This is a genomic window from Pseudomonas sp. MPR-R2A5 (genome assembly GCF_058793055.1).
The window spans coordinates 106,865-127,894 of record NZ_JBXAFK010000006.1 but is presented as its reverse complement, the minus strand read 5'-3'; the positions used below and the strand labels follow the sequence as shown (position 1 = coordinate 127,894).

The 21,030-nt window shown below is 61.0% G+C and carries 15 protein-coding genes; 7 read left to right on the top strand and 8 right to left on the bottom strand.

Annotated elements, in window-relative coordinates:
• Positions 1-10: 10 nt before the first annotated feature.
• From AC1Q6I_RS07075 to AC1Q6I_RS07065, 3 genes are all read right to left on the bottom strand, one after another.
• Positions 11-2,044: an ABC transporter permease subunit gene (locus tag AC1Q6I_RS07075; RefSeq protein WP_173860558.1), complete on the bottom strand. Its 2,034-nt coding sequence runs from the start codon at positions 2,042-2,044 to the stop codon at positions 11-13.
• A gap of 386 nt (positions 2,045-2,430) precedes the next feature.
• Positions 2,431-3,417 (bottom strand): phosphate ABC transporter substrate-binding protein PstS, encoded by a 987-nt coding sequence (locus tag AC1Q6I_RS07070; RefSeq protein ID WP_016978637.1) that lies wholly within the window; start codon positions 3,415-3,417, stop codon positions 2,431-2,433.
• A gap of 262 nt (positions 3,418-3,679) precedes the next feature.
• Positions 3,680-4,969 carry an MFS transporter gene (locus AC1Q6I_RS07065; protein WP_024078155.1) on the bottom strand — a complete coding sequence of 430 codons (1,290 nt, stop codon included), beginning with the start codon at positions 4,967-4,969 and terminating at the stop codon, positions 3,680-3,682.
• 472 nt (positions 4,970-5,441) lie between these two features.
• Here AC1Q6I_RS07065 and AC1Q6I_RS07060 point away from each other — a divergent pair, with 472 nt between their 5' ends.
• Together AC1Q6I_RS07060 and AC1Q6I_RS07055 are read left to right on the top strand one after the other, a co-directional pair.
• Entirely contained in the window at positions 5,442-5,846 is a 405-nt protein-coding gene (locus AC1Q6I_RS07060; protein ID WP_010566936.1) for an acyl-CoA thioesterase, read from the top strand.
• Between the two features lie 58 nt (positions 5,847-5,904).
• Positions 5,905-6,804, top strand: coding sequence for a D-hexose-6-phosphate mutarotase (locus tag AC1Q6I_RS07055; RefSeq protein ID WP_102623593.1), 900 nt, complete (start codon positions 5,905-5,907; stop codon positions 6,802-6,804).
• Between the two features lie 119 nt (positions 6,805-6,923).
• Here the strand turns inward: AC1Q6I_RS07055 and AC1Q6I_RS07050 are convergent, their stop codons facing one another.
• The 5 genes from AC1Q6I_RS07050 to AC1Q6I_RS07030 all read right to left on the bottom strand — a co-directional run bounded on the left by AC1Q6I_RS07050 (position 6,924) and on the right by AC1Q6I_RS07030 (position 10,746).
• On the bottom strand, positions 6,924-7,460 hold the full coding sequence (locus AC1Q6I_RS07050) for a DUF3299 domain-containing protein (protein ID WP_041161056.1): 537 nt from the start codon (positions 7,458-7,460) through the stop codon (positions 6,924-6,926).
• A gap of 78 nt (positions 7,461-7,538) precedes the next feature.
• Positions 7,539-7,784: a GlsB/YeaQ/YmgE family stress response membrane protein gene (locus AC1Q6I_RS07045; RefSeq protein ID WP_024078158.1), complete on the bottom strand. Its 246-nt coding sequence runs from the start codon at positions 7,782-7,784 to the stop codon at positions 7,539-7,541.
• Positions 7,785-7,890: 106 nt separating this feature from the next.
• Complete coding sequence (locus tag AC1Q6I_RS07040; RefSeq protein ID WP_102623592.1) at positions 7,891-8,976, bottom strand: 5-(carboxyamino)imidazole ribonucleotide synthase; 1,086 nt, start codon at positions 8,974-8,976, stop codon at positions 7,891-7,893.
• Between the two features lie 11 nt (positions 8,977-8,987).
• Complete coding sequence (gene purE / locus AC1Q6I_RS07035; protein ID WP_003213411.1) at positions 8,988-9,479, bottom strand: 5-(carboxyamino)imidazole ribonucleotide mutase; 492 nt, start codon at positions 9,477-9,479, stop codon at positions 8,988-8,990.
• 358 nt (positions 9,480-9,837) lie between these two features.
• Positions 9,838-10,746 (bottom strand): LysR substrate-binding domain-containing protein, encoded by a 909-nt coding sequence (locus AC1Q6I_RS07030; protein ID WP_024078160.1) that lies wholly within the window; start codon positions 10,744-10,746, stop codon positions 9,838-9,840.
• A 182-nt stretch (positions 10,747-10,928) separates the two neighbouring features.
• Between AC1Q6I_RS07030 and aspA the strand changes: the two genes are divergently transcribed.
• From aspA to AC1Q6I_RS07005, 5 genes are all read left to right on the top strand, one after another.
• Positions 10,929-12,353 carry an aspartate ammonia-lyase gene (gene aspA, locus AC1Q6I_RS07025; RefSeq protein WP_102623591.1) on the top strand — a complete coding sequence of 475 codons (1,425 nt, stop codon included), beginning with the start codon at positions 10,929-10,931 and terminating at the stop codon, positions 12,351-12,353.
• Positions 12,354-12,731: 378 nt separating this feature from the next.
• On the top strand, positions 12,732-14,177 hold the full coding sequence (locus AC1Q6I_RS07020) for an alanine/glycine:cation symporter family protein (RefSeq protein WP_069077340.1): 1,446 nt from the start codon (positions 12,732-12,734) through the stop codon (positions 14,175-14,177).
• A gap of 80 nt (positions 14,178-14,257) precedes the next feature.
• On the top strand, positions 14,258-15,235 hold the full coding sequence (locus AC1Q6I_RS07015; protein WP_102623590.1) for an asparaginase: 978 nt from the start codon (positions 14,258-14,260) through the stop codon (positions 15,233-15,235).
• Positions 15,236-15,362: 127 nt separating this feature from the next.
• Positions 15,363-19,955 (top strand): dermonecrotic toxin domain-containing protein, encoded by a 4,593-nt coding sequence (locus AC1Q6I_RS07010; RefSeq protein WP_102623589.1) that lies wholly within the window; start codon positions 15,363-15,365, stop codon positions 19,953-19,955.
• A 59-nt stretch (positions 19,956-20,014) separates the two neighbouring features.
• Positions 20,015-21,007, top strand: coding sequence for an AraC family transcriptional regulator (locus AC1Q6I_RS07005; RefSeq protein ID WP_024078165.1), 993 nt, complete (start codon positions 20,015-20,017; stop codon positions 21,005-21,007).
• Positions 21,008-21,030: the final 23 nt, after the last annotated feature.

Here is a 21,030-nt window from a genome sequence, read left to right as displayed (position 1 = left end):
TCTACCTTTCTTAAAGCGACGAGTATTTCTTGCGCAGACGCTGACGGATCAGCTCGGCGAGGGTGTTCATGATGAAGGTGAACAGCAGCAGCACCAGTGCCGAGAGGAACAGTACGCGGTAGTGACTGCCGCCCACTTCCGACTCGGGCATCTCCACGGCGACGTTGGCCGCCAGGGTGCGCAGGCCTTCGAACAGGTTCATCTCCATCACCGGCGTGTTACCGGTGGCCATCAGCACGATCATGGTCTCGCCCACGGCGCGGCCCATGCCGATCATCAGCGCCGAGAAAATCCCCGGGCTGGCGGTCAGGATGACGACGCGGGTCATGGTCTGCCACGGCGTGGCGCCCAGGGCCAGGGAGCCCAGGGTCAGGCCGCGCGGCACGCTGAACACGGCGTCTTCGGCGATGGAGTAGATGTTCGGGATCACTGCAAACCCCATGGCCAGGCCAACCACCAGGGCGTTGCGCTGGTCGTAGGTGATGCCGAGGTCATGGGAGATCCACATGCGCATGTCGCCGCCGAAGAACCAGGTTTCCAGGTACGGGCTCATGTACAGCGAGAGCCAGCCCACCAACAGGATCACCGGGATCAGGATCGCGCTTTCCCAGCCATCGGGTACCCGCAGGCGGATAGACTCAGGCAGGCGGCTGAAGATAAAACCGGCCACCAGGATGCCAATCGGCACCAGCATCAGCAGACTGAAAATCCCCGGTAGATGCCCTTCGACATACGGCGCCAGGAACAGGCCGGCGAAGAAGCCGAGGATCACCGTCGGCATCGCTTCCATCAGTTCGATCACCGGCTTGACCTTGCGGCGCAGGCTCGGGGCCATGAAGTAAGCGGTATAGATCGCGGCGGCAATGGCCAATGGCGCGGCCAGCAGCATGGCGTAGAACGCGGCCTTCAAGGTACCGAAGGTCAGCGGGGCCAAGCTCATCTTGGGTTCGAAATCAGTGTTGGCGGCGGTCGATTGCCAGACGTATTTAGGCTCGTCGTAGTTTTCGTACCAGACCTTGCTCCACAACGCGCTCCAGGACACTTCCGGGTGCGGGTTGTCCAGCAGCAGCGGTTGCAGCTTGCCGCCGGCTTCGACGATCACACGGTTGGCGCGAGGCGACAGGCCGAACACGCCCTGGCCGTCGACCACCGGATCCACCAGCAGGGTGCGGTGGGCGGTGCTGTGGAACACGCCGAACTTGCCGGAAGCATCGAGGGCGGTGAAGCCTTTGCGACGCTCTTCGGCGGTGATTTCCACGATGGGCGCGGTGCCCATCTGGAAGGTGCGGATCTGCTTCAGGCGCTGCTCGCCATCCGGGTCGCGGGCCATGAACCACTGGGCCAGGCCACCCTTGGAGTTGCCGATAATCAGCGAGATACCGCCCACCAGTTGAGTGCTGGCGGTGATTTCAGCGTTGGCGTCTTCCAGCAACTTGTAGCGACCATTGAGGCTCTTGTCGCGCAGGCTGAACACATCGGCCAGGGCGCGACCGTTAATCACATACAGCCACTGCTGGCGCGGGTCGATGAAGATCGCCTTCACCGGCTCAGTCATCTGCGGCAGCTCGATACGCTTCTGCTCGCTGGTGACGTCGCCGGTCATCATGTTTTCTTCACGGCTCAGGGTCAGCACGTTCAAGTGCGAACCCGCCGAGCCGGCAACCACCAGCGACGAGTCGGTGGCGTTGAGGGCGACGTGCTCCAACGGGCGGCCGGCATCGTCGAGCACGATGGGCGTTTCACCGTAGGGGTATTCAATCGCAGGCGTGATGGTTTTCTTGCCGTCCGGGTACGACACCTTATAGGTGTGGCGGAACACCAGGGACTGGCCATTGGAAAAGCCGAGGATCACCAGCGGGCTGCCCGGCTGGTCTTCACCGATGGACGCTACGCTCGCACCCGCCGGCAGCGGCAGATCGAAACGCTTGAGTTCGGCACCGGTGGCGACATCAAAGAACAGTGCCTGGCCCTTGTCGGAAACCCGCATGGCCACCTGGTTCTGTTCCTCCAGGGAAATCATCAACGGCTTGCCGGCGTCCTGGATCCAGGCCGGGGTCAGCGCGTCTTCCTTGGTCAGGGAAGCACCTTGGAACAGTGGCGCAACCACATAGGCAAGAAAGAAGAAAATCAGGGTAATGGCGCCGAGGACGGCGAGGCCGCCAATCAGTACGTACCAACGGGTCAGGCGATCCTTGAGCGCGCGGATGCGGCGCTTGCGTTGCAGCTCAGGCGTATTGAAATCAATGCGCTTGGGGGGAGAAGTTGTCGTCATGGTGGAATTGGCCAGATCATTCATGCGCACACCCTAGCGATCCTGTATGACAGAAAGATGACAATGCAGTGACGCAAGAAATCCGCCGCGAAGCAGGGCTGGCAGCGGATTGAAAATTAGTGATGCGGGAACCGGCGTACCGGTTCCCGCAGAGGCAATCAGTTGCCTTCTTTCAGACCCAGGTCAGCCAGGGCCTTGGCGGCAACTTTGGCTGGCAGCGGGATGTAGCCGTCTTTCACTACAACTTCCTGGCCCTGTTTGGACAGAACCAGTTTCACGAACTCAGCTTCCAGCGGGGCCAGAGGCTTGTTCGGGGCTTTGTTGACGTACACGTAGAGGAAGCGCGACAGCGGGTATTTGCCGTTCAGGGCGTTTTCTTCGCTGTCTTCGATGAAGTCAGTGCTGCCTTTCTTGGCCAGGGCCACGGTTTTCACGCTGGCGGTCTTGTAGCCGATACCCGAGTAACCGATGCCGTTCAGCGAGGAGCTGATCGACTGCACGACCGAAGCCGAGCCAGGTTGTTCGTTCACGTTAGGCTTGTAGTCGCCTTTGCACAGGGCTTCTTCCTTGAAGTAGCCGTAGGTGCCGGACACCGAGTTACGACCGAACAGTTGCACTGGTTTGTTGGCCAGGTCGCCGGTCACACCCAGGTCGCCCCAGGTTTTCACGTCGGCTTTGCCACCGCACAGGCGAGTCGAGGAGAAGATCGCGTCAACTTGCTCCATGGTCAGGTGCTGGATCGGGTTGTCCTTGTGCACGAACACCGCCAGGGCGTCCACGGCAACCGGGATAGCGGTTGGCTTGTAGCCGTACTTCTGCTCGAAGGCCGCCAGTTCGGTGTCCTTCATCTTGCGGCTCATCGGGCCCAGGTTGGAAGTGCCTTCAGTCAGCGCAGGAGGCGCGGTGGCAGAACCAGCTGCTTGAATCTGGATGTTGACGTTCGGGTATTCCTTTTTGTAACCCTCAGCCCACAGGGTCATCAGGTTGGCCAGGGTATCGGAACCGACGCTGGACAAGTTGCCCGACACACCAGTGGTCTTCACATAAGCCGGAATTGCCGGGTCAACACCAGCGGCCACCGCGTTGGCGGTCGCAACGCCAGCAGCGACAAAAGTCATTGCCGCCATCAAACGTTTCAGTTTCATGCCTTGCTCCTAGCAGATAGGGATAATTGGATCGGGGCCAAGTATCGAGAGGCCGTGTGAACACTCTATGTCTGTAATGTGACAATTAGATGAAAGGCCATCATCGATGATGAAACGCAGCAACGCGGGGAAAAGTTCGGAAACACAGGGGTTATGCGAGGGTTGAGGCGGGCGTAACGGTTATTCGGAAACACTCTGACATTATTGATGAGGCAAACATCACCTGTGGCGAACGCGCCCGCCACAGGTGATCAGTCGGCCGTCAGCGCCCGCGCTTCCACAGGTACCCACCCACCACCATCCCCATCACACACAGGACGGCAACGTAGTAAGCCGGGCCCATCGGGCTTTCCTTCATCAGCAACGACACGGCCAACGGCGTCAGCCCACCGAACACCGCGTAGGCCACGTTGTAGGAGAATGACAAACCACTGAAGCGCACCACGGGCGGGAAGGCTTTGACCATCACGTAAGGCACCACGCCAATGGTGCCGACGAACAGACCGGTCAGGGCGTACAGCGGGAACAACCAGTCGGGGTGGTCCAGCAAGCTGTGGTAAAGCGTCCACGACGTCGCCAGCAACAGCGCGCAACCGGCAACCAGTACGCGCCCGGCACCGAAACGGTCGGCCAGGGCACCGGAGGCAATGCAGCCCAGGCTCAGGGTCACGATGGCCAGGCTGTTGGCTTGCAGCGCAATGGTCGGAGTGAAGTGGTAGATGGTCTGCAGCACGGTCGGAGTCATCAGGATGACCACCACGACGCCGGCCGACAACAGCCAGGTCAACAACATCGACAGCACGATGGCGCCACGATGGTCACGCAGTACGGCGCGCAATGGCAGCTCGGCGGCCAGGGTCTTGCGCTGCTGCATCTCGGCAAAGATCGGGGTTTCGTGCAGCCAGCGGCGCAGGTACACCGACAGCAGGCCAAATACACCGCCCAGCAAGAACGGAATCCGCCAGGCGTAATCCGAGACCTGCTCGGGGCTATAAATAGTGTTGATGGCGGTGGCCACCAGCGAGCCCAGCAGGATGCCGGCGGTGAGGCCGCTGGTCAGGGTACCGCAGGCGTAGCCGATGTGACGCGGCGGAACGTGTTCGGAGACGAACACCCAAGCACCCGGCACTTCGCCGCCAATGGCCGCACCCTGGATCACGCGCATCAGCAGCAACAGGATCGGCGCCCACAGGCCGATCTGCGCGTAGGTCGGCAGCAGGCCCATGATCAGGGTCGGCACGGCCATCATGAAGATGCTGAGGGTGAACATTTTCTTGCGGCCCAGCAGGTCACCGAAGTGCGCCATGATGATGCCGCCCAATGGGCGTGCCAGGTAACCGGCGGCGAAAATGCCGAAGGTCTGCATCATGCGCAGCCATTCGGGCATGTCGGCGGGGAAGAACAGTTTTCCGACCACCGTGGCGAAAAACACGAAGATGATGAAGTCGTAGAACTCCAGCGCCCCGCCCAAGGCAGACAGCGACAGGGTTTTGTAGTCGTTGCGGGTCAGCGGGCGCGACGGTTGCGCACTGCTTGCGGGCACGGAGGACATGGCAAAGCTTCTCTTATAGTAATCAGCGTAATAAGGACGACATGCCCGCGACTGGCGGCGGGTCTGGCAAGATAGCAAATCGTTGGAAAAAGCACAGCGCCGAACGGTTAACTGTGCAGATGGACGAAATAATCCCGTCGCGGGACACCCGTTAAGCTGGATAGAAGAACAGTTGCCCGAAAAAGCCCCATTACAGCGTCTATTTACCGACCAAATGAGCGCCGGGAGGTCGTCGTGGCGTCAGGGTCTCGATATACTCGGCCCTTGCATGCGCAAGACCCGCATCCTTGACGGGCTGCTGTGCCAAAACGCCGTTGGGTGCCGCCCAGCCGGTTTGGCAGAGTTTCCCTTTAGTACGCCTTACGAGAAACGTATCGAACGGAGTATGTTTGTGCTGAAACGTTTTTCCACCAGTCGGCTATCCACTTTGCACCATCTATAAAAAGCTTCACGGGTCAGAGGCACCCCCGGCATGATCGAACTCGAACAAGAAGATCCTATCCCGCAAGGCGATCTCGCCCTGCAAATCACCGCGCTTCCGCGTGAAACCAACGGTTTCGGCGATATCTTCGGCGGCTGGCTGGTCTCGCAAATGGACCTGGCCGGCACCGCGATGGCAAGTAAAGTCGCCGGCGGTCGTGTCGCCACCGTGGCCATTGATCGCATGGCGTTCCTGGTGCCGGTCGCCGTGGGCGCGCAATTGTCCTTCTATACCCAGGCCCTGGAAATCGGCCGCAGCTCGATCCAGATGATGGTCGAAGTGTGGAGCGATGACCCGCTGTCCAGCGAATGGCGCAAGGTGACCGAGGCGGTATTCGTGTTCGTTGCCATCGATGGCAGTGGCCGCACACGTTCGGTGCCGTCGCGCGCGCGTTAAACCTCGCCGGGTTTTGACGGTCAATTGCCCCATTGCCTGCCATTGAGAGTGCTTTTGTATGCCTACGCCCCACGTTGAAACCGTGAAAGTCGACGAGCTGGACTGCTGGCGCATCCGCCACAACGGTGCGCAACTGATGGTGGCCCAGCAGGGCGCGCACATCATCAGTTACCAACGCGCAGGCGAGCAGCCGCTGATCTGGCCGAACAAGGCCGCCGTGTTCAAGACAGGCAAAGGCATTCGCACGGGTGTGCCGGTGTGCTGGCCGTGGTTTGGCGTGTTCGATCGCAACCCTCAAAGCGTCAAGGCGATGCGCCAGAGTGATACCCCGGCCGGCGCCCACGGTTTTGTGCGCACCGCCCTATGGGCGTTGGCCGGGACCGCACTTGAAGGCACAGGGTTGCGCGTCGACCTGGTGCTGCCAGTGCCCACAGGCGGCTTCCCCGGCTGGCCCCATCAGGTCGACCTGAAGCTAAGCCTGCTGTTGGACGACCAACTGCATATCCGCCTGACCAGCCATAACCGTGGCGACCACACTGTCACGCTCAGCCAGGCGCTGCACACCTACTTCGCCGTCAGCGACGTACGCAACGTGCAGGTCGAAGGCCTGGACGGCTCGGCGTACATCGATACCGCCGATGGCTGGAGCGAGAAGACGCAAACCGGCCTGCTGCACTTCAGCGCCGAGACCGACCGCATCTACCTCGATACACCCGCGCAACTGAACATCGTCGATAACGACTGGCAGCGCCGCATCCAGCTCACCAGCCAAGGCTCGAAATCCACCGTGATCTGGAACCCCTGGACCGAACGCGCCAAGGCTTTCGACGACATGGCCGACGATGGCTGGCAGGGCATGCTGTGCATCGAGACGGCGAATGTGCTGGATGATGTGGTGGCGTTGGCGCCGGGTGAAAGCCACACGCTGGGCGTGAGCATCACCAGTATCACTTTGTAAACCCAATCAAAATGTGGGAGGGGGCTTGCTCCCGATTGCAGGGGGTCAGTCACTGTCTCTGGTGACTTCATCACCGCTATCGGGGGCAAGCCCCCTCCCACATTGATTTGCAGTGTGGTTTAGAGATCCGACTCCTTCACCACCCGCACCTTGCCCGCATCCAGCGCATACGCCGCATCCGCCAGGTCGTTATTCACCTTCTCCACCTTCAACGTGCCCGTGACCCACAGCGGCGTGTAGATATCATCCAACTTCAAGCCCTTGGGATAGCGCACCAGCACCAACTGGTTAGGTGGCGGTGGCGGCACGTGGATACACGCGCCTGGGTAGGGCACCAGGAAGAACAGCGTACTGCGGCCCTTGGCATCGGTTTCCAACGGGACCGGGTAGCCGCCGATGCGGATGTTCTTGCCGTTCATGGCGGCCACGGTCTTGGTGGAATACATCACCGCCGGCAAGCCTTTGCTCTGCTTCAAGCCACCTTTATCGGTGAAGGTGCCTTGGGCTTCGGGGGAGTTGTGGTCGATCTCGGGCATGGCCTCGAGGGCCTTCTGGTCCGACAGCGGCATCAGGTCGAGCCAGTCGGTTTCCGGCAGTTCGCCGGCGTGTGCCAGGCCAGAGCCCAGCAAGAGAAGAGTCAACAGAAAACGGCGCATGGAAAGGCTCGGCAAGTAACAAGTGCCGAGCATTCTAGCCCTCTGCGCCTGCGCAGCGCAGAGGACTTTGTCGGCTGATCAGTTCTTTTTGATCAGGCCGTAGATCACCAGCAGGATGATTGCGCCGACGAGTGCGCCGATAAAGCCCGCACCTTGGCCCGCCTGGTAGATACCCAGTGCCTGACCACCGTAGGTCGCGGCCAGGGAACCGGCGATACCCAACAGGATGGTCATGATCCAACCCATGCTGTCGTCGCCGGGCTTGAGGAAACGCGCCAGCAGGCCGACGATCAAGCCGATAAAGATGGTTCCGATGATACCCATGGCATTTCCCTCTGAATGAAGTGAGCTATGCCAAAGCCTGGACAGGCTTTGGCATCCTGCAATCAGAGGACGGCGATAGCCGAATGGTTCCCGCCACCCCCTGGGTTTATTGCTCGGCGATCAGCGCTTCGACCTTGAGGATCTGCGCTTGCAGCGTTGCGCGATCCTTGCAGCGCAGGTTGGCGTGACCGACCTTGCGCCCGGCCTTGAAGGCCTTGCCGTAGTGATGCAGGTGGCAGTCATCGATGGCAATGACGCGCTCGACCGACGGTACGACGCCGATAAAGTTGAGCATCGCGCTCTCGCCCACCTTGGCCGTGGAACCCAGGGGCAAGCCTGCGATAGCACGCAGGTGGTTTTCAAACTGGCTGCACTCGGCGCCTTCGGTGGTCCAGTGCCCGGAGTTGTGTACACGCGGGGCGATTTCGTTGGCCTTGAGGCCACCGTCGACTTCAAAGAACTCGAACGCCATCACACCGACATAATCCAGCTGCTTGAGCACGCGGCTGGAATAGTCTTCGGCCAGGGCCTGCAACGGGTGATCGGTGCTGGCCACGGACAGTTTGAGGATGCCGCTGTCGTGAGTGTTGTGCACCAGCGGATAAAAGCGGGTTTCGCCATCACGGGCGCGCACGGCGATCAACGACACTTCACCGGTGAAGGGTACGAAGCCTTCCAGCAGGCAAGCCACGCTGCCCAGCTCGGCGAAGGTGCCGACCACATCCGCTGGGGTGCGCAGGACCTTCTGGCCCTTACCGTCGTAACCCAGGGTGCGGGTTTTCAGCACAGCCGGCAGGCCGATACTGGCAACGGCGGCGTCCAGGTCCGCCTGGGACTGGATATCGGCGAAGGCCGGGGTTGGAATGCCCAGGTCCTTGAACATGCTCTTCTCGAACCAGCGGTCGCGAGCGATACGCAAGGCTTCGGCGCTCGGGTATACCGGCACGAACTGCGACAGGAACGCCACGGTTTCAGGCGGGACACTTTCGAACTCGAAGGTCACCAGGTCAACTTCGTCCGCCAGCTGGCGCAGGTGATCCGGGTCGCTGTAGTCAGCGCGCAGGTGTTCACCGAGGGCCGCCGCGCAGGCGTCCGGCGCCGGGTCCAGGAAAGCAAAGTTCATCCCCAGCGGGGTTCCCGCCAAGGCCAGCATGCGGCCCAGTTGGCCGCCACCGATTACACCGATTTTCATCGTCAACAACCTCAGGCAATGCGTGGGTCTGGATTGTCCAGCACGCTGTCTGTCTGCTCAGCACGGAATTTTTTCAGCGCAGCGTGGAACTGCGGATGCTTGGCGCCCAGGATGCTGGCAGACAGCAAGGCGGCATTGATCGCGCCGGCCTTGCCGATTGCCAGGGTCGCCACCGGGATGCCGGCCGGCATCTGCACGATGGACAACAGCGAATCCACGCCCGAGAGCATCGATGACTGCACCGGCACGCCGAGCACCGGCAGGTGGGTCTTGGCCGCACACATGCCTGGCAGGTGCGCTGCACCGCCGGCACCGGCGATGATCACCTCAATGCCACGGGATTCTGCTTCATCGGCATACTGGAACAGCAAGTCCGGGGTGCGGTGGGCAGAGACCACTTTCACTTCATACGGAATGCCGAGTTTTTCCAGCATATCGGCGGTGTGGCTAAGGGTGGACCAATCGGACTTGGAGCCCATGATCACGCCAACCAATGCACTCATCGTCGTGCCTCTTCTCTCTGGGCGCCCGCAGGCGCGTCAAAAAACAACAAGCCACGCGGGAAATCCGGCGTGGCTTGTTGTACGAAATTTGGCCGGTTGGACCGGCCGAAGGCCGCGCAGTATACCGTAATAACGCAGATAAACAGCCCCTGGGATGACCATCTGTCTAGCCGTGCAAACCGGCGGCTTTATTGACTTTCAAGTCAGCCAGATCACCACAAAACCCTGTGGGAGGGGCTACACCCCGATAGCAGTGTAGTAGTGACATATTCAGTGCCTGACACACCGTAATCGGGGGCAAGTCGAATCGTCGCACCGCCCCTTCCACATTTGCCCTGCATTCGGCCCGAGATTGGGCTCAGGTGTTCTGCGCCGCCCCACCTTCCAACTTACGCCACAACAACCGCACATTCGCCTTACGCACCAACGCACAGCGATACAGCCGAATTTCCAGCGGCACATGCCATTGCGGCCCGCCGCACACCACCAATTCACCGCGCGCCAGTTCGGCACGCACACTCAATTGCGGCACCCAGGCAATACCCAGGCCTTCCAGGGCCATGCTCTTGAGGCTGTCGGCCATGGCCGTTTCGTAAACCGTGGTAAAACGCAGGGCGCGTTGACGTAACAGCAAATGCACCGAACGGCCGAGGAACGCGCCAGCACTGTAGGCCAGCAACGGCACGCTGCCCTCGCCTTCCAGGTCGAACAGCGGCTTGCCCTCGGCGTCGGCCGCGCACACCGGGAGCATTTCGGTGTTGCCCAGGTGCAGCGACGGGAAGATCTCGGCGTCCATCTGCATCGCCGCATCCGGGTCATAGAACGCCAGCATCAGGTCGCAACCGCCTTCGCGCAGGGCGTGTACGGCGTCGCCGACGTTGGTGGCCACCAGCCGCGTGGCGATGTTCAGACCTTCATTGCGCAGTTGTGCGATCCAGCGCGGGAAGAAGCCCAATGCCAGGGAGTGGGCAGCGGCCACTTGCATGACCTCACCCTGCCCGCCTTCCAGGTGATGCAAATGGCGCAGCACTTCACCGAGTTGTTCGACCACGGTGCGCGCGGTGACCAGGAACAGTTGCCCGGCCGCCGTCAGCTCCACCGGCGTGCGCGAGCGGTTGACCAGGGTCAGGCCCAGTGCGGCCTCAAGGCTGCGAATACGTCGGCTGAACGCTGGCTGGGTGACAAACCGTCGCTCCGCCGCCTGGGAAAAGCTGCGAGTCGCCGCCAAGGCGCTGAAGTCTTCCAGCCATTTGCTCTCAAGGTTCATCACTACCTCCCACGGATACGCACCATTTTGGCACACACGCCCGTCATGATAGCCGGGTCACACCTGCATTATGCCGTTTATGCATAGGCCAGTGTTTAACAGCATTGGCCCAAAATTTCCTACAGGCCTAGCATTCGCAGCGTTCCGGCCTGTTCCGGGTCCATATCGAGATGATTTCCGTCATGTTCTCCGCTGCATCATTCCGCACAGAAAAAGACCTGCTTGGCGTACTCGAAGTACCCGCTCAAGCGTATTACGGCATCCAGACCCTGCGAGCGGTGAATAACTTCCGCCTCTCGGGCGTTCCGATTTCGCATTACCCGAAATTGGTGGTCGGCCTGGCAATGGTCAAGCAAGCTGCCGCTGACGCCAACCGTGAGTTGGGCCAGCTCAGCGAAGCCAAGCACGCCGCTATCAGCGAAGCCTGTGCCCGTCTGATCCGCGGCGATTTCCACGAAGAATTCGTGGTGGACATGATTCAAGGCGGCGCCGGCACTTCAACCAACATGAATGCCAACGAAGTCATCGCCAACATCGCGCTGGAGGCCATGGGCCACCAGAAGGGCGAATACCAGTACCTGCACCCCAACAACGACGTGAACATGGCGCAGTCGACCAACGACGCCTACCCCACCGCGATCCGCCTGGGTCTGCTGTTGGGCCATGACGCGCTGCTGGCCAGCCTCGACAGCCTGATCCAGGCGTTCGCCGCCAAAGGCGTCGAATTCAGCCACGTGCTGAAAATGGGCCGCACCCAACTGCAAGACGCCGTGCCGATGACCCTCGGCCAGGAATTCCGCGCGTTCGCCACCACCCTCGGTGAAGACCTGGCCCGCCTGAAAACCCTGGCGCCAGAGCTGCTGACTGAAGTGAACCTGGGCGGCACCGCCATCGGCACCGGCATCAACGCCGACCCGCGCTACCAGGCCCTGGCCGTACAACGCCTGGCCGTTATCAGCGGCCAGCCCGTGGTCCCGGCTGCCGACCTGATCGAAGCCACCTCCGACATGGGCGCCTTCGTGCTGTTCTCCGGCATGCTCAAGCGTACCGCTGTGAAGCTGTCGAAGATCTGCAACGACCTGCGCCTGCTGTCCAGCGGCCCACGCACCGGTATCAACGAGATCAACCTGCCGGCGCGCCAGCCAGGCAGCTCGATCATGCCCGGCAAGGTCAACCCGGTGATCCCGGAAGCGGTCAACCAAGTGGCGTTCCAAGTCATCGGTAACGACCTGGCCCTGACCATGGCGGCCGAAGGTGGCCAACTGCAGTTGAACGTGATGGAGCCACTGATCGCCTTCAAGATCTTCGACTCCATCCGCCTGCTGCAACGCGCCATGGACATGCTGCGCGAACACTGCATCGTCGGCATCACCGCCAACGAAGCCCGCTGCCGCGAGCTGGTGGAGCACTCCATCGGCCTGGTCACCGCGCTCAACCCGTACATCGGCTATGAAAACGCCACCCGCATCGCGCGTATCGCCCTCGAAAGCGGCCGCGGCGTGCTGGAACTGGTGCGCGAAGAAGGCTTGCTCGACGACGCCATGCTCGACGACATCCTGCGCCCCGAAAACATGATCGCTCCACGTTTGGTCCCGTTGAAGGCCTAAGCGTTTGTTGCACCGCTCACCAGGTTGAGGGACTAGACACCTCTCACCTTTTGAGGGCCTGAAGGCTCGTTCTTCAGGCCCTTTTTTTTGCCTCAAGGTTGTGAAATGACGCCCATAAAAATTCCAACATCGCCCCTACCCGACACCCCTTGGCTGAAACCTTTAATCAGTCCGAGCAGACGGATCACGTTCGCCTAGGTATAGTGCCGCCCCTCTTCGCGCCAGCGGCCGTCGGCAACGAGGCCCGGACACGCGCGAAACCGCATGAATAACAACACCCGCAAAAGGATGGGTCGAACCGTCGCGCACTGCCTGGTGCTATGCGAGGGGTAGGACCGTCCTGCGTTTGCCATTAGAAAAATCAGCGAGGAACACTCCATGCTCGAAGTCATCAACGACTTCCTCTCAGGGAAAGTACTGATCGTGCTCATTGTCGGGCTCGGCGGTTATTTCACGATCCGCTCGCGTTTCGTCCAGTTGCGTCACTTTTTCCACATGTTTTCGGTGTTTCGCGACAGCCTGAAAAACAGCTCCGACCAGCTCAGTTCGTTCCAGGCGCTGATGCTCAGCCTCGCCGGCCGTGTGGGTGCCGGTAACATCGCAGGTGTCGGCATTGCCGTGACCCTGGGTGGCCCGGGCGCCGTGTTCTGGATGTGGGTCACCGCGCTGGTGGGCATGTCTTCGAGCTTTATCGAGTGCTCCCTCGGCCAGCTGTACAAGCGCACTGACGCTGAAGGCACCTACCGTGGCGGCCCGGCCTATTACATCCAGCATGGCCTGCACAAACGCTGGTTGGGTATGGTCATGGCGTTCCTGCTGCTGGTGACCTTCGGCTTTGCGTTCAACGGCCTGCAAGCCCATGCCGTGACCCACTCGCTGAACAACGCCTTTGGCCTGGATACCACCTACACCGGCCTGGCCCTCGCAGTCCTGCTGGGCCTGGTGTTCATCGGCGGGATCAAGCGCATCGCGTCGATCGCCGACCTGCTGGTACCGGTCAAGACCCTGGTGTACATCGCCGTGACCCTGTATGTGATCGTGCTGCAATTCGACCACGTGCCGGCCATGCTCGCGACCATCGTCAAGAGCGCCTTCGGCCTCGACCAAGCCTTCGGTGGCCTGGTGGGCAGCGCGATCATCATGGGCGTGAAGCGCGGCGTGTTCGCCAACGAAGCCGGGCTGGGCAGTGCGCCGAACGTGGCGGCGGTCGCGTCGGTGGAACATCCGATCGCCCAAGGCGTGGTGCAAGCGTTCAGCGTGTTCCTCGACACCTTCGTGATCTGCACCTGCACCGCATTGCTGATCCTGCTCTCCGGCTTCTACACCCCAGGCTTTGAAGGCGACGGCATTGCCCTGACCCAGAACTCCCTGGCGGCTGTAGTGGGTGACTGGGGCCGCATGTTTATCTCGGTGGCCCTGGCGTTGTTCGTGTTCACCTCGATCATGTACAACTACTACCTGGGCGAGAGCAACCTGCGCTTCCTGGTGGGTAACAACCGCAAGGTGCTGATGGGCTACCGCGCGCTGGTGCTGGTGCTGATTTTCTGGGGCTCGATCGAGAACCTGAGCACCGTGTTCGCCTTCGCCGACATCACCATGACCCTGCTGGCGTTCGTCAACCTGTTCGCCCTGGCGTTCCTGTTCAAGATTGCCATGCGCATCCTGAATGACTACGACAACCAGCGCGCGGCAGGCATCAAGACCCCGGTGTTCGACTCCAGCCAGTTCCCTGACCTGGACCTGGACCGCAAGGCCTGGCCGGCCAACCCGGTAAAGCCGCAAGCGGCCCCGGCAGCTGAGCTGAACGCTCAAGTGCAACGCTGAGCCCAGGTAGATAGATGACACGCCGCCCGGCCTTGGGCATGCTCTGGGCCCGGCGGCGTTTTTCGTTCAGGAGAAAACTCATGTCCCCATCCCACAACATCATGGTGCTCTACACCGGTGGCACCATCGGTATGCAGGCCAGCGCCAACGGCCTGGCGCCCGCGTCCGGTTTCGAAGCGCGCATGCGCGAACAACTTGCCAACCAGCCATTGCCCGCCTGGCGCTTTCGGGAAATGTCGCCGCTGATCGACAGCGCCAACATGACCCCCGCCTACTGGCAGCACCTGCGCACCGCCGTGGTCGAGGCGGTGGACGAGGGTTGCGACGCGGTACTGATCCTGCACGGCACCGACACCCTGGCCTACAGCGCGGCCGCCATGAGTTTTCAATTGCTGGGCCTGCCCGCGCCGGTCGTGTTCACCGGTTCCATGCTGCCTGCCGGGGTACCCGACAGCGATGCCTGGGAAAACGTCAGCGGTGCCTTGCAGGCGCTGGGCGAAGGCCTGGCACCGGGTGTGCAACTGTACTTCCACGGTGCGCTGATGGCGCCCACCCGTTGCGCGAAGATCCGCAGCTTTGGTCGCCATCCGTTTGCGGCCTTGCAGCGTAATGGTGGCGTCGCCCAGGCCGAAATGATCCCGGCCGCCCTGCATTACCGCCAACCCAAGGCCATCGCGAATGTGGGCGTGCTGCCATTGGTGCCAGGTATCGCCGCCGGGCAACTGGATGCACTGGTCGACAGCGGCCTTCAGGCGCTGGTGCTGGAATGCTTTGGCAGCGGCACGGGACCGAGTGATAACCCTGCGTTCCTCGCCAGCCTCAAGCGGGCGCAAGACCTGGACGTGGTCGTGGTTGCAATCACCCAATGCCACGAAGGCGGCGTTGAACTGGACGTGTACGAGGCCGGCAGCCGGTTGCGCGGTGCAGGTGTGCTTTCCGGCGGTGGCATGACCCGTGAAGCCGTCTTCGGCAAGCTCCACGCGCTGCTCGGTGCAGGGCTTGCAACGGATGAGGTCCGACACCTGGTGGAGCTTGACCTGTGCGGTGAGCTGGCCTGAGCTGCGCTGTAAACCTGAGTAAAAACACCGGCCCACTACATAGTTAGCCTCATGCCTGCCTTGCGCCTTTCTAGCATGCCGAAGCTGTTCTTTCGGCAGCATTCATGAAACGGCAAGGCAGGACCCCATGAGCCAACTACCTTCTACCGCTCCTCACAGCCCCACTGATTCGCTGATCACTCAGCTCTGCGTAGGCCCCGCCTTCAGGGAAGCCGCCGGCGTGCTGTTGCGCCGATCACTGCAAGAGCTTTACCCGGACCTGCATATCGATCCCGATGTTGCCACGGTCGTCACACCGGTAGCCGAGCTCGTTGACGACGAGATCGTCGTCGGCGCTCCGACGCAACAGCATCTCACCGATATTCTCGCCAACCAGGCGGTCTCGGGCATTCCGACGTTGTTCACTGAGGGCCAGCATTACCTCATTCAGCCAAAAAACACGCATTCCCCCCGCCATCTCCCCGTGCGTATCGCTCAAATAGCGCAGTTGATCAACGTGCTCGCGCCCGTGATGAAAACGGCGTATCAAGAACTTCAAGTGGACTTCTGGAACTCAACCAATGGAACCTCCGGCCCACACTGGCAAGTGCTGTCCAACACATTGCGATCAATCTGGAATGTCACTGCCGTCGAAGACTGGAACGCGCAGGAATGCGCGATGGCCCGCAATCTGTTCATGTCGCCGGAGCACAAGCTCCGTCAAGCCAAGGACCCCTATGCCAGCCGGGCCTACCTGATAGATGTCGACAGGGTGGACGGCGAAACCGTCAAACACCTGGCCATGCTGTCAATGGCCGTGCTGATCGGCAGCCACGCAGGGAAGCCGATGATCCTCATGTACTCACTGCTCAACGGCTACGAAAAGTTCACCTCGCTGGAGCAACTGGGACGCAGCTTACCCAGTCACTTGCCCTCCCCAGCCCCCACGAACATACAGTGGCGACTGTTCGAGCCCGATGGCCACTTTTTTGACCACCAGGCCTGCGCGTTGATTGCCCAGCAGATCGCGTTCATCGGGCAGCTCGACCTTGGGCAACTGCGTCGCGTCGACCCCACCGAGTCCTCACTCAACGTCCCGGCCGCCGCTGAAGAACTGGCCGGTGATAAACACCCCGACCTGGCACGCTTACGTCACCTGCTACCCGATTGGCTGAAAGTCGCCTCCACCAGCGACTTGGATCTCTATGCGCGCCACCTGAAAGACCTCGCCGCCCTGCACAGCCTGAATGCTGGCAAGTCTTTTCAAGACGACATCCCTCCCATTCAGGAATACGCACTGACCAAGCTGCGCGCAGAAATGCTCAAGGAACACAGCGATGCCGCGAACCTGCGCCTGGATAGAGTCGAGATCCGGGTGCAAAGCCCCGTGGTCTGGGGCAGTTTTACCCTTCCAGGCAAGGTCGACGTCACAACCTTCAGCCTTGCCGAACTTGCCCTGCAAAGCCTGATCAGCCTGCCGGTCGGTAACAAAAGCATTCACTTGGATAGCGACAGCAATGCCTTACCGGCCTGGATGACCGTAGCGTACGTCGAGGCCCTGATTCGCAAGGTGGACATCGGTCAACAGTACCCCGCCCTGGTCAAACAGAAACTGCTCGACAACCCGCTGGAGTCCGCGCGCAGGCAATACCTGTACAGCAACCATTTGCGTATCCAACTGCCGCTCCTGGCATTGCAGTTCAAGATCCGTCAGGAAAATGGGATTGACGAGTTGGGGTATCGCTACATCGTCGCCGTATTGAATAAAGAGGTGTCAAACCGTCAGGTCGACGGTCAGACCATTGTCCTGCGCCCCCTGGCTTTCATTCCGAAACACCGTGACAACGCCACGCAAGACACGGTCGCCAATATGTATGTGATTGGCCCGCAGGACCCGGACACCGGCCCTTGCCTGTTGTACCGTCCGATGCTGGAGCCGCAGTTGATGCAATACCCGTCACCGGCCAACCTGCTGTATGCGATCCGCCAATCCCAAGCGTTGCGCGACTCAGTATTGGCCTGGCTGCCCGACGGTGTGCGCAGCGACTATGCCCGCTACGCCTTTCCCGGCGAACTGCCGTCGCCCTGGGCCGCCGTCGAGCTTCTCGTAGACCCTGCGAAGCTGCTGCTGATGAACGGGCCCATGGGCCTGGGCCACCAGACGCTCAACGACCACCTGGCCGGCCAATTGTACAAAGCCAACGCCAATGCGCTGGTTACATTGGCAGACCATCAATCGGTTTCAAATGCAGAAGCCCGCTGGGCATCGTTCAAGCAGGCCAGCTGGCTGGCGTTCACTGCCGTACTGCCTTTTTTGGGGCGAACCGTAAACGCCGCGGCCTGGATCTGGCAGATCCTCGACCAACTGCAAGAGGCCGTCGACGCGGATAAAAAGCAAGACAAAGCGGCCGAATGGTCGGCCCTGACAGGCCTGTTCCTCAACCTGGGCATGGCGTTGACCCTGCATATTGCCAGCCGCAACGCCCCGTCAGGCAGCGCTTTGGCAGTCGAAGAACCGGTAGAGCAAACGCAACAAACGGCCACCGCAAAACCCACGGTGATCAAACAACTGACCGACATCAGTTCGCCTGCCCTGCCCAGCGATCATCCCCACGTGCTGCATACCCTCGGCGCGATCAACCGTACTACCACCGACCTGGGCAAGCTGCTGGACAGTTTCAAAGTCGAAAAACCAGCGGTGCAAAACCCGGCCTCGTCACGTAGGGGCCCTCAACGATACCTCTACCCGTTGCGCAGTAAGTGGTACGCACCAGTGGGCCAACGCTGGTTTGAAGTCACGGTCGACGAAAATGACGAGGTGCAGATCATCGATCCCCAGCAACCCACTCGCTCTGGCCCCTTTGTGATCGGCAACCTCAAGGGGGAGTGGTTCATCGACACCCGCTTGCGTCTGCGCGGAGGCGGCTCCAAGAGCCAGGAAAGAAAAGCCCGGGCACTGGCCGAGCGTCAAGTGAACCAGATGCGCAACCAACTCACGACTTTCGAGCAACGCAAACAAGCTGCGCAAGAGGAGCTGCAACGTGCACTGCAAGCCATGCTCGACGCTCCCGCAGCCACAGCCCAGGCCAAGCGCAACGTCTACCTCGGACTGCTGGACAGTCAATGCGCGAACTATGAAACAGCCCTGCAAGACCTCAAGACCTTGAATGTTTTTGCACCGACACCAGACTTCCAGTTTCGCGCCATCGGGTACATCAAAGCTCAGTTGAGTTTGAGCCAGGCGGGCCTCACTGAAATACTGAAAACCTTCGCCCCCAAGCTCAAGACAACGCTGGAGCAGATCGAGCGCCAGGCCAAAGCCCCGCAAGAGCGGGATATCCCCCAGTCCAACGAAATGACTGAAATGTTGGGGAGAATGATTCAATGCATGGATTACTTCGAATCACGATTCACCCAACTGCGCGATCTTTCAAGCGAAGGGTTACGCTTGATACAAAGCACCAAAAGCCTGCTGCCCAGTTACCGCAGCGATGACCTCAAGGCGTTACAGGTGTCCCTTGCCCGCAATCTCTGCCTGCGTGAAGACACCATACTGAGCGAACCCCAGGCGTGGCTGGCCATCGACCAGATTGTCGACGCCTGCGACATCGCCATCCAGGCCCTGCGCGATACATTGCGCGAGCGCAGTGACAGGCGGATCGACGAGCAGATCGAAACACTGAGCAGCCTGATCGAACAGTTCACGCTGCTGGACGAACGCCTGCGAGACTTTCCCACTGAATTCCCCGACATTTCCCAGGCGCAAGCATTGACTCGCTTGCGCGACCAACTCAGCGGGTACACCAAACAGACCACGACTCAGCTGGCGCTGCTGGCCGCCAGCCGCAGCACCCTGCGATCCACCCCCCGTCCGCCGTCCACGCCCCCACTCCCACAGAAAAAGTTCATCAGAACTCGCTACCACGGCATGGTGGTCGGCGAACCGCAGTTGTCTGCAACGGGCCAGGAAACCGGGCTGGTGGATGTCCGCTCGCCCCTGTCCAATACCGTGGTGGCCACGTTTCACGAAAAATCAGACGGCTTTTGGGTCCAGCGGGCCAAGGCCGTAAAAACGGTCAACCTGCCCATCGACCTGCAAGCCAGTGTGACCACGGGCAACACCCTGCTCACTGGGTTGACAGCCTTCAAACAGCGAATCACCGAGCTGGCCAATCAAGCCCAACGCACGCCCATCGGCATCGAGTACCTCTACCATCAACACGCCCATCGCCTGGAGCAGGCCAGCCGCGACATCGAGCAAGCACTGACCCAGAAAAACCTTGCCCAGGGCGACGTCACCCTGGCCAGCAGCGTCAAGAAATCCCTCGCCGAGGCTACCGCCACGCTGTATCAGCAATCCATAGAAAACGTGCTGAGAATGACCAAGCAGCACCCGCCCACGCCTTCCGGCGTGCAATGGCTCAAGGATCGCAACGCCATCAGTATCAAAAAAACAATCAACCGACGCCGCATAAAATCCGCCACTCCGGACTACCTGGACGAGTACTCCATCACCGATCGCAGCACCCATAAGGTGCTCTGGTATGCGCATTTCCACTATTCGACCGACTGGACCACCCTCAGGTCGTTTCTCAGTGCGCGCCTCAAGACACCCCAGGAGCAAAGCCTTGGCGCTACAGCCGACACCATCAGGCGCCTGAGCAGCGCACAACGCGTGGCCTTCCACCGCAGCGAGATCAACGAGAGCCAGGCACAAACACTGTTTTTCAACTTGACCTGATGCACGGGCGACGGCACACAACTTGCTCTTTCACCGTACCTGCCACGTTGGAGCCGTCGATGCTGCACGCTCATCTCACCACCCTCAACGCGGTGTCGCTGGTGCTCAACACCTTCAAGGCCGAAGGCCAGGACAGCGAGGCGTTGCTTGCGGGCAGCGGCATCTGTGCGGCGGACTTGAGCCGCGCCGACACGCGCATCACCACCAATCAGGAAATGCGCGTGTGCGCCAACGCCGTGGCCCTGCGTCGCGATGTCGGCCTGGAGCTGGGCCGCCAGATGCATGTGTCGGCCTACGGCATGCTGGGTTACGCGCTGCTCACCAGTGCCACCTTCGGTGACGCTTTGCGCCTGGCGCTGCGTTATCCAGCGCTGTTGGGAACACTCTTCGAGCTGAGCCTTGAAGAAGAGGGCGAGCGCATCTGGTTCACTGCCAGTGGCTACCGGGAAAACCCGACGCTGGAGACGTTCAACGTCGAACTGTGCCTGGCGTCGCTGAAAGTGATCTGCGACGACCTGCTCGGCCAGCCCCTGCCGCTGCTCGCCGCACGCTTCGAACATGACGCCCCGGACTACCGCGCGCGCTATGCGGAACGTTTCCCCTGCCCGCTGCAATTCCAGGCCACCGCCAATGCTTTCGCATTCGACAGGCACTGGCTCGAACAGCCGCTGCCCCTGGCTGACGCGATTACCCACCGGGCCATGGCCGAACGCTGCCGCAAACACAACCTGGAGTTCACCGGGCGCCAGGCTTGGCTGGGCAGGATTCGCCAACTGCTCACCACTCAGCTCCACGCCGCGCCCGGCGTGGAGGGCTTGGCCACGCAAATGAACTGTTCAGCGCGAACCTTGCGCCGGCACTTGCATGACCTGGGTTGCAGCTACCAGGACCTGCTCGACGAGTTGCGCTTCGAGCGTGCCAAGCAACTGTTGGCGCAAGACCAATGGCCGATCTACCGGATTGCCGAGGCGCTGGGCTTCAGCGAGACGGCCAGCTTCCGGCACGCATTTGTGCGCTGGAGCGGCGTGGCGCCGAGCCAATTTCGCGCATGACGCCCCACGGAGGGGCGAATTGC

Bases quoted from the DNA above. Each gene is read 5' to 3' on its own strand.
- AC1Q6I_RS07070 (WP_016978637.1), bottom strand. From the start codon at position 3,417: ATGAAACTGAAACGTTTGATGGCGGCAATGACTTTTGTCGCTGCTGGC.
- AC1Q6I_RS07065 (WP_024078155.1), bottom strand. From the start codon at position 4,969: ATGTCCTCCGTGCCCGCAAGCAGTGCGCAACCGTCGCGCCCGCTGACC.
- AC1Q6I_RS07060 (WP_010566936.1), top strand. From the start codon at position 5,442: ATGATCGAACTCGAACAAGAAGATCCTATCCCGCAAGGCGATCTCGCC.
- AC1Q6I_RS07055 (WP_102623593.1), top strand. From the start codon at position 5,905: ATGCCTACGCCCCACGTTGAAACCGTGAAAGTCGACGAGCTGGACTGC.
- AC1Q6I_RS07050 (WP_041161056.1), bottom strand. From the start codon at position 7,460: ATGCGCCGTTTTCTGTTGACTCTTCTCTTGCTGGGCTCTGGCCTGGCA.
- AC1Q6I_RS07045 (WP_024078158.1), bottom strand. From the start codon at position 7,784: ATGGGTATCATCGGAACCATCTTTATCGGCTTGATCGTCGGCCTGCTG.
- AC1Q6I_RS07040 (WP_102623592.1), bottom strand. From the start codon at position 8,976: ATGAAAATCGGTGTAATCGGTGGCGGCCAACTGGGCCGCATGCTGGCC.
- purE (WP_003213411.1), bottom strand. From the start codon at position 9,479: ATGAGTGCATTGGTTGGCGTGATCATGGGCTCCAAGTCCGATTGGTCC.
- AC1Q6I_RS07030 (WP_024078160.1), bottom strand. From the start codon at position 10,746: ATGAACCTTGAGAGCAAATGGCTGGAAGACTTCAGCGCCTTGGCGGCG.
- aspA (WP_102623591.1), top strand. From the start codon at position 10,929: ATGTTCTCCGCTGCATCATTCCGCACAGAAAAAGACCTGCTTGGCGTA.
- AC1Q6I_RS07020 (WP_069077340.1), top strand. From the start codon at position 12,732: ATGCTCGAAGTCATCAACGACTTCCTCTCAGGGAAAGTACTGATCGTG.
- AC1Q6I_RS07015 (WP_102623590.1), top strand. From the start codon at position 14,258: ATGTCCCCATCCCACAACATCATGGTGCTCTACACCGGTGGCACCATC.
- AC1Q6I_RS07010 (WP_102623589.1), top strand. From the start codon at position 15,363: ATGAGCCAACTACCTTCTACCGCTCCTCACAGCCCCACTGATTCGCTG.
- AC1Q6I_RS07005 (WP_024078165.1), top strand. From the start codon at position 20,015: ATGCTGCACGCTCATCTCACCACCCTCAACGCGGTGTCGCTGGTGCTC.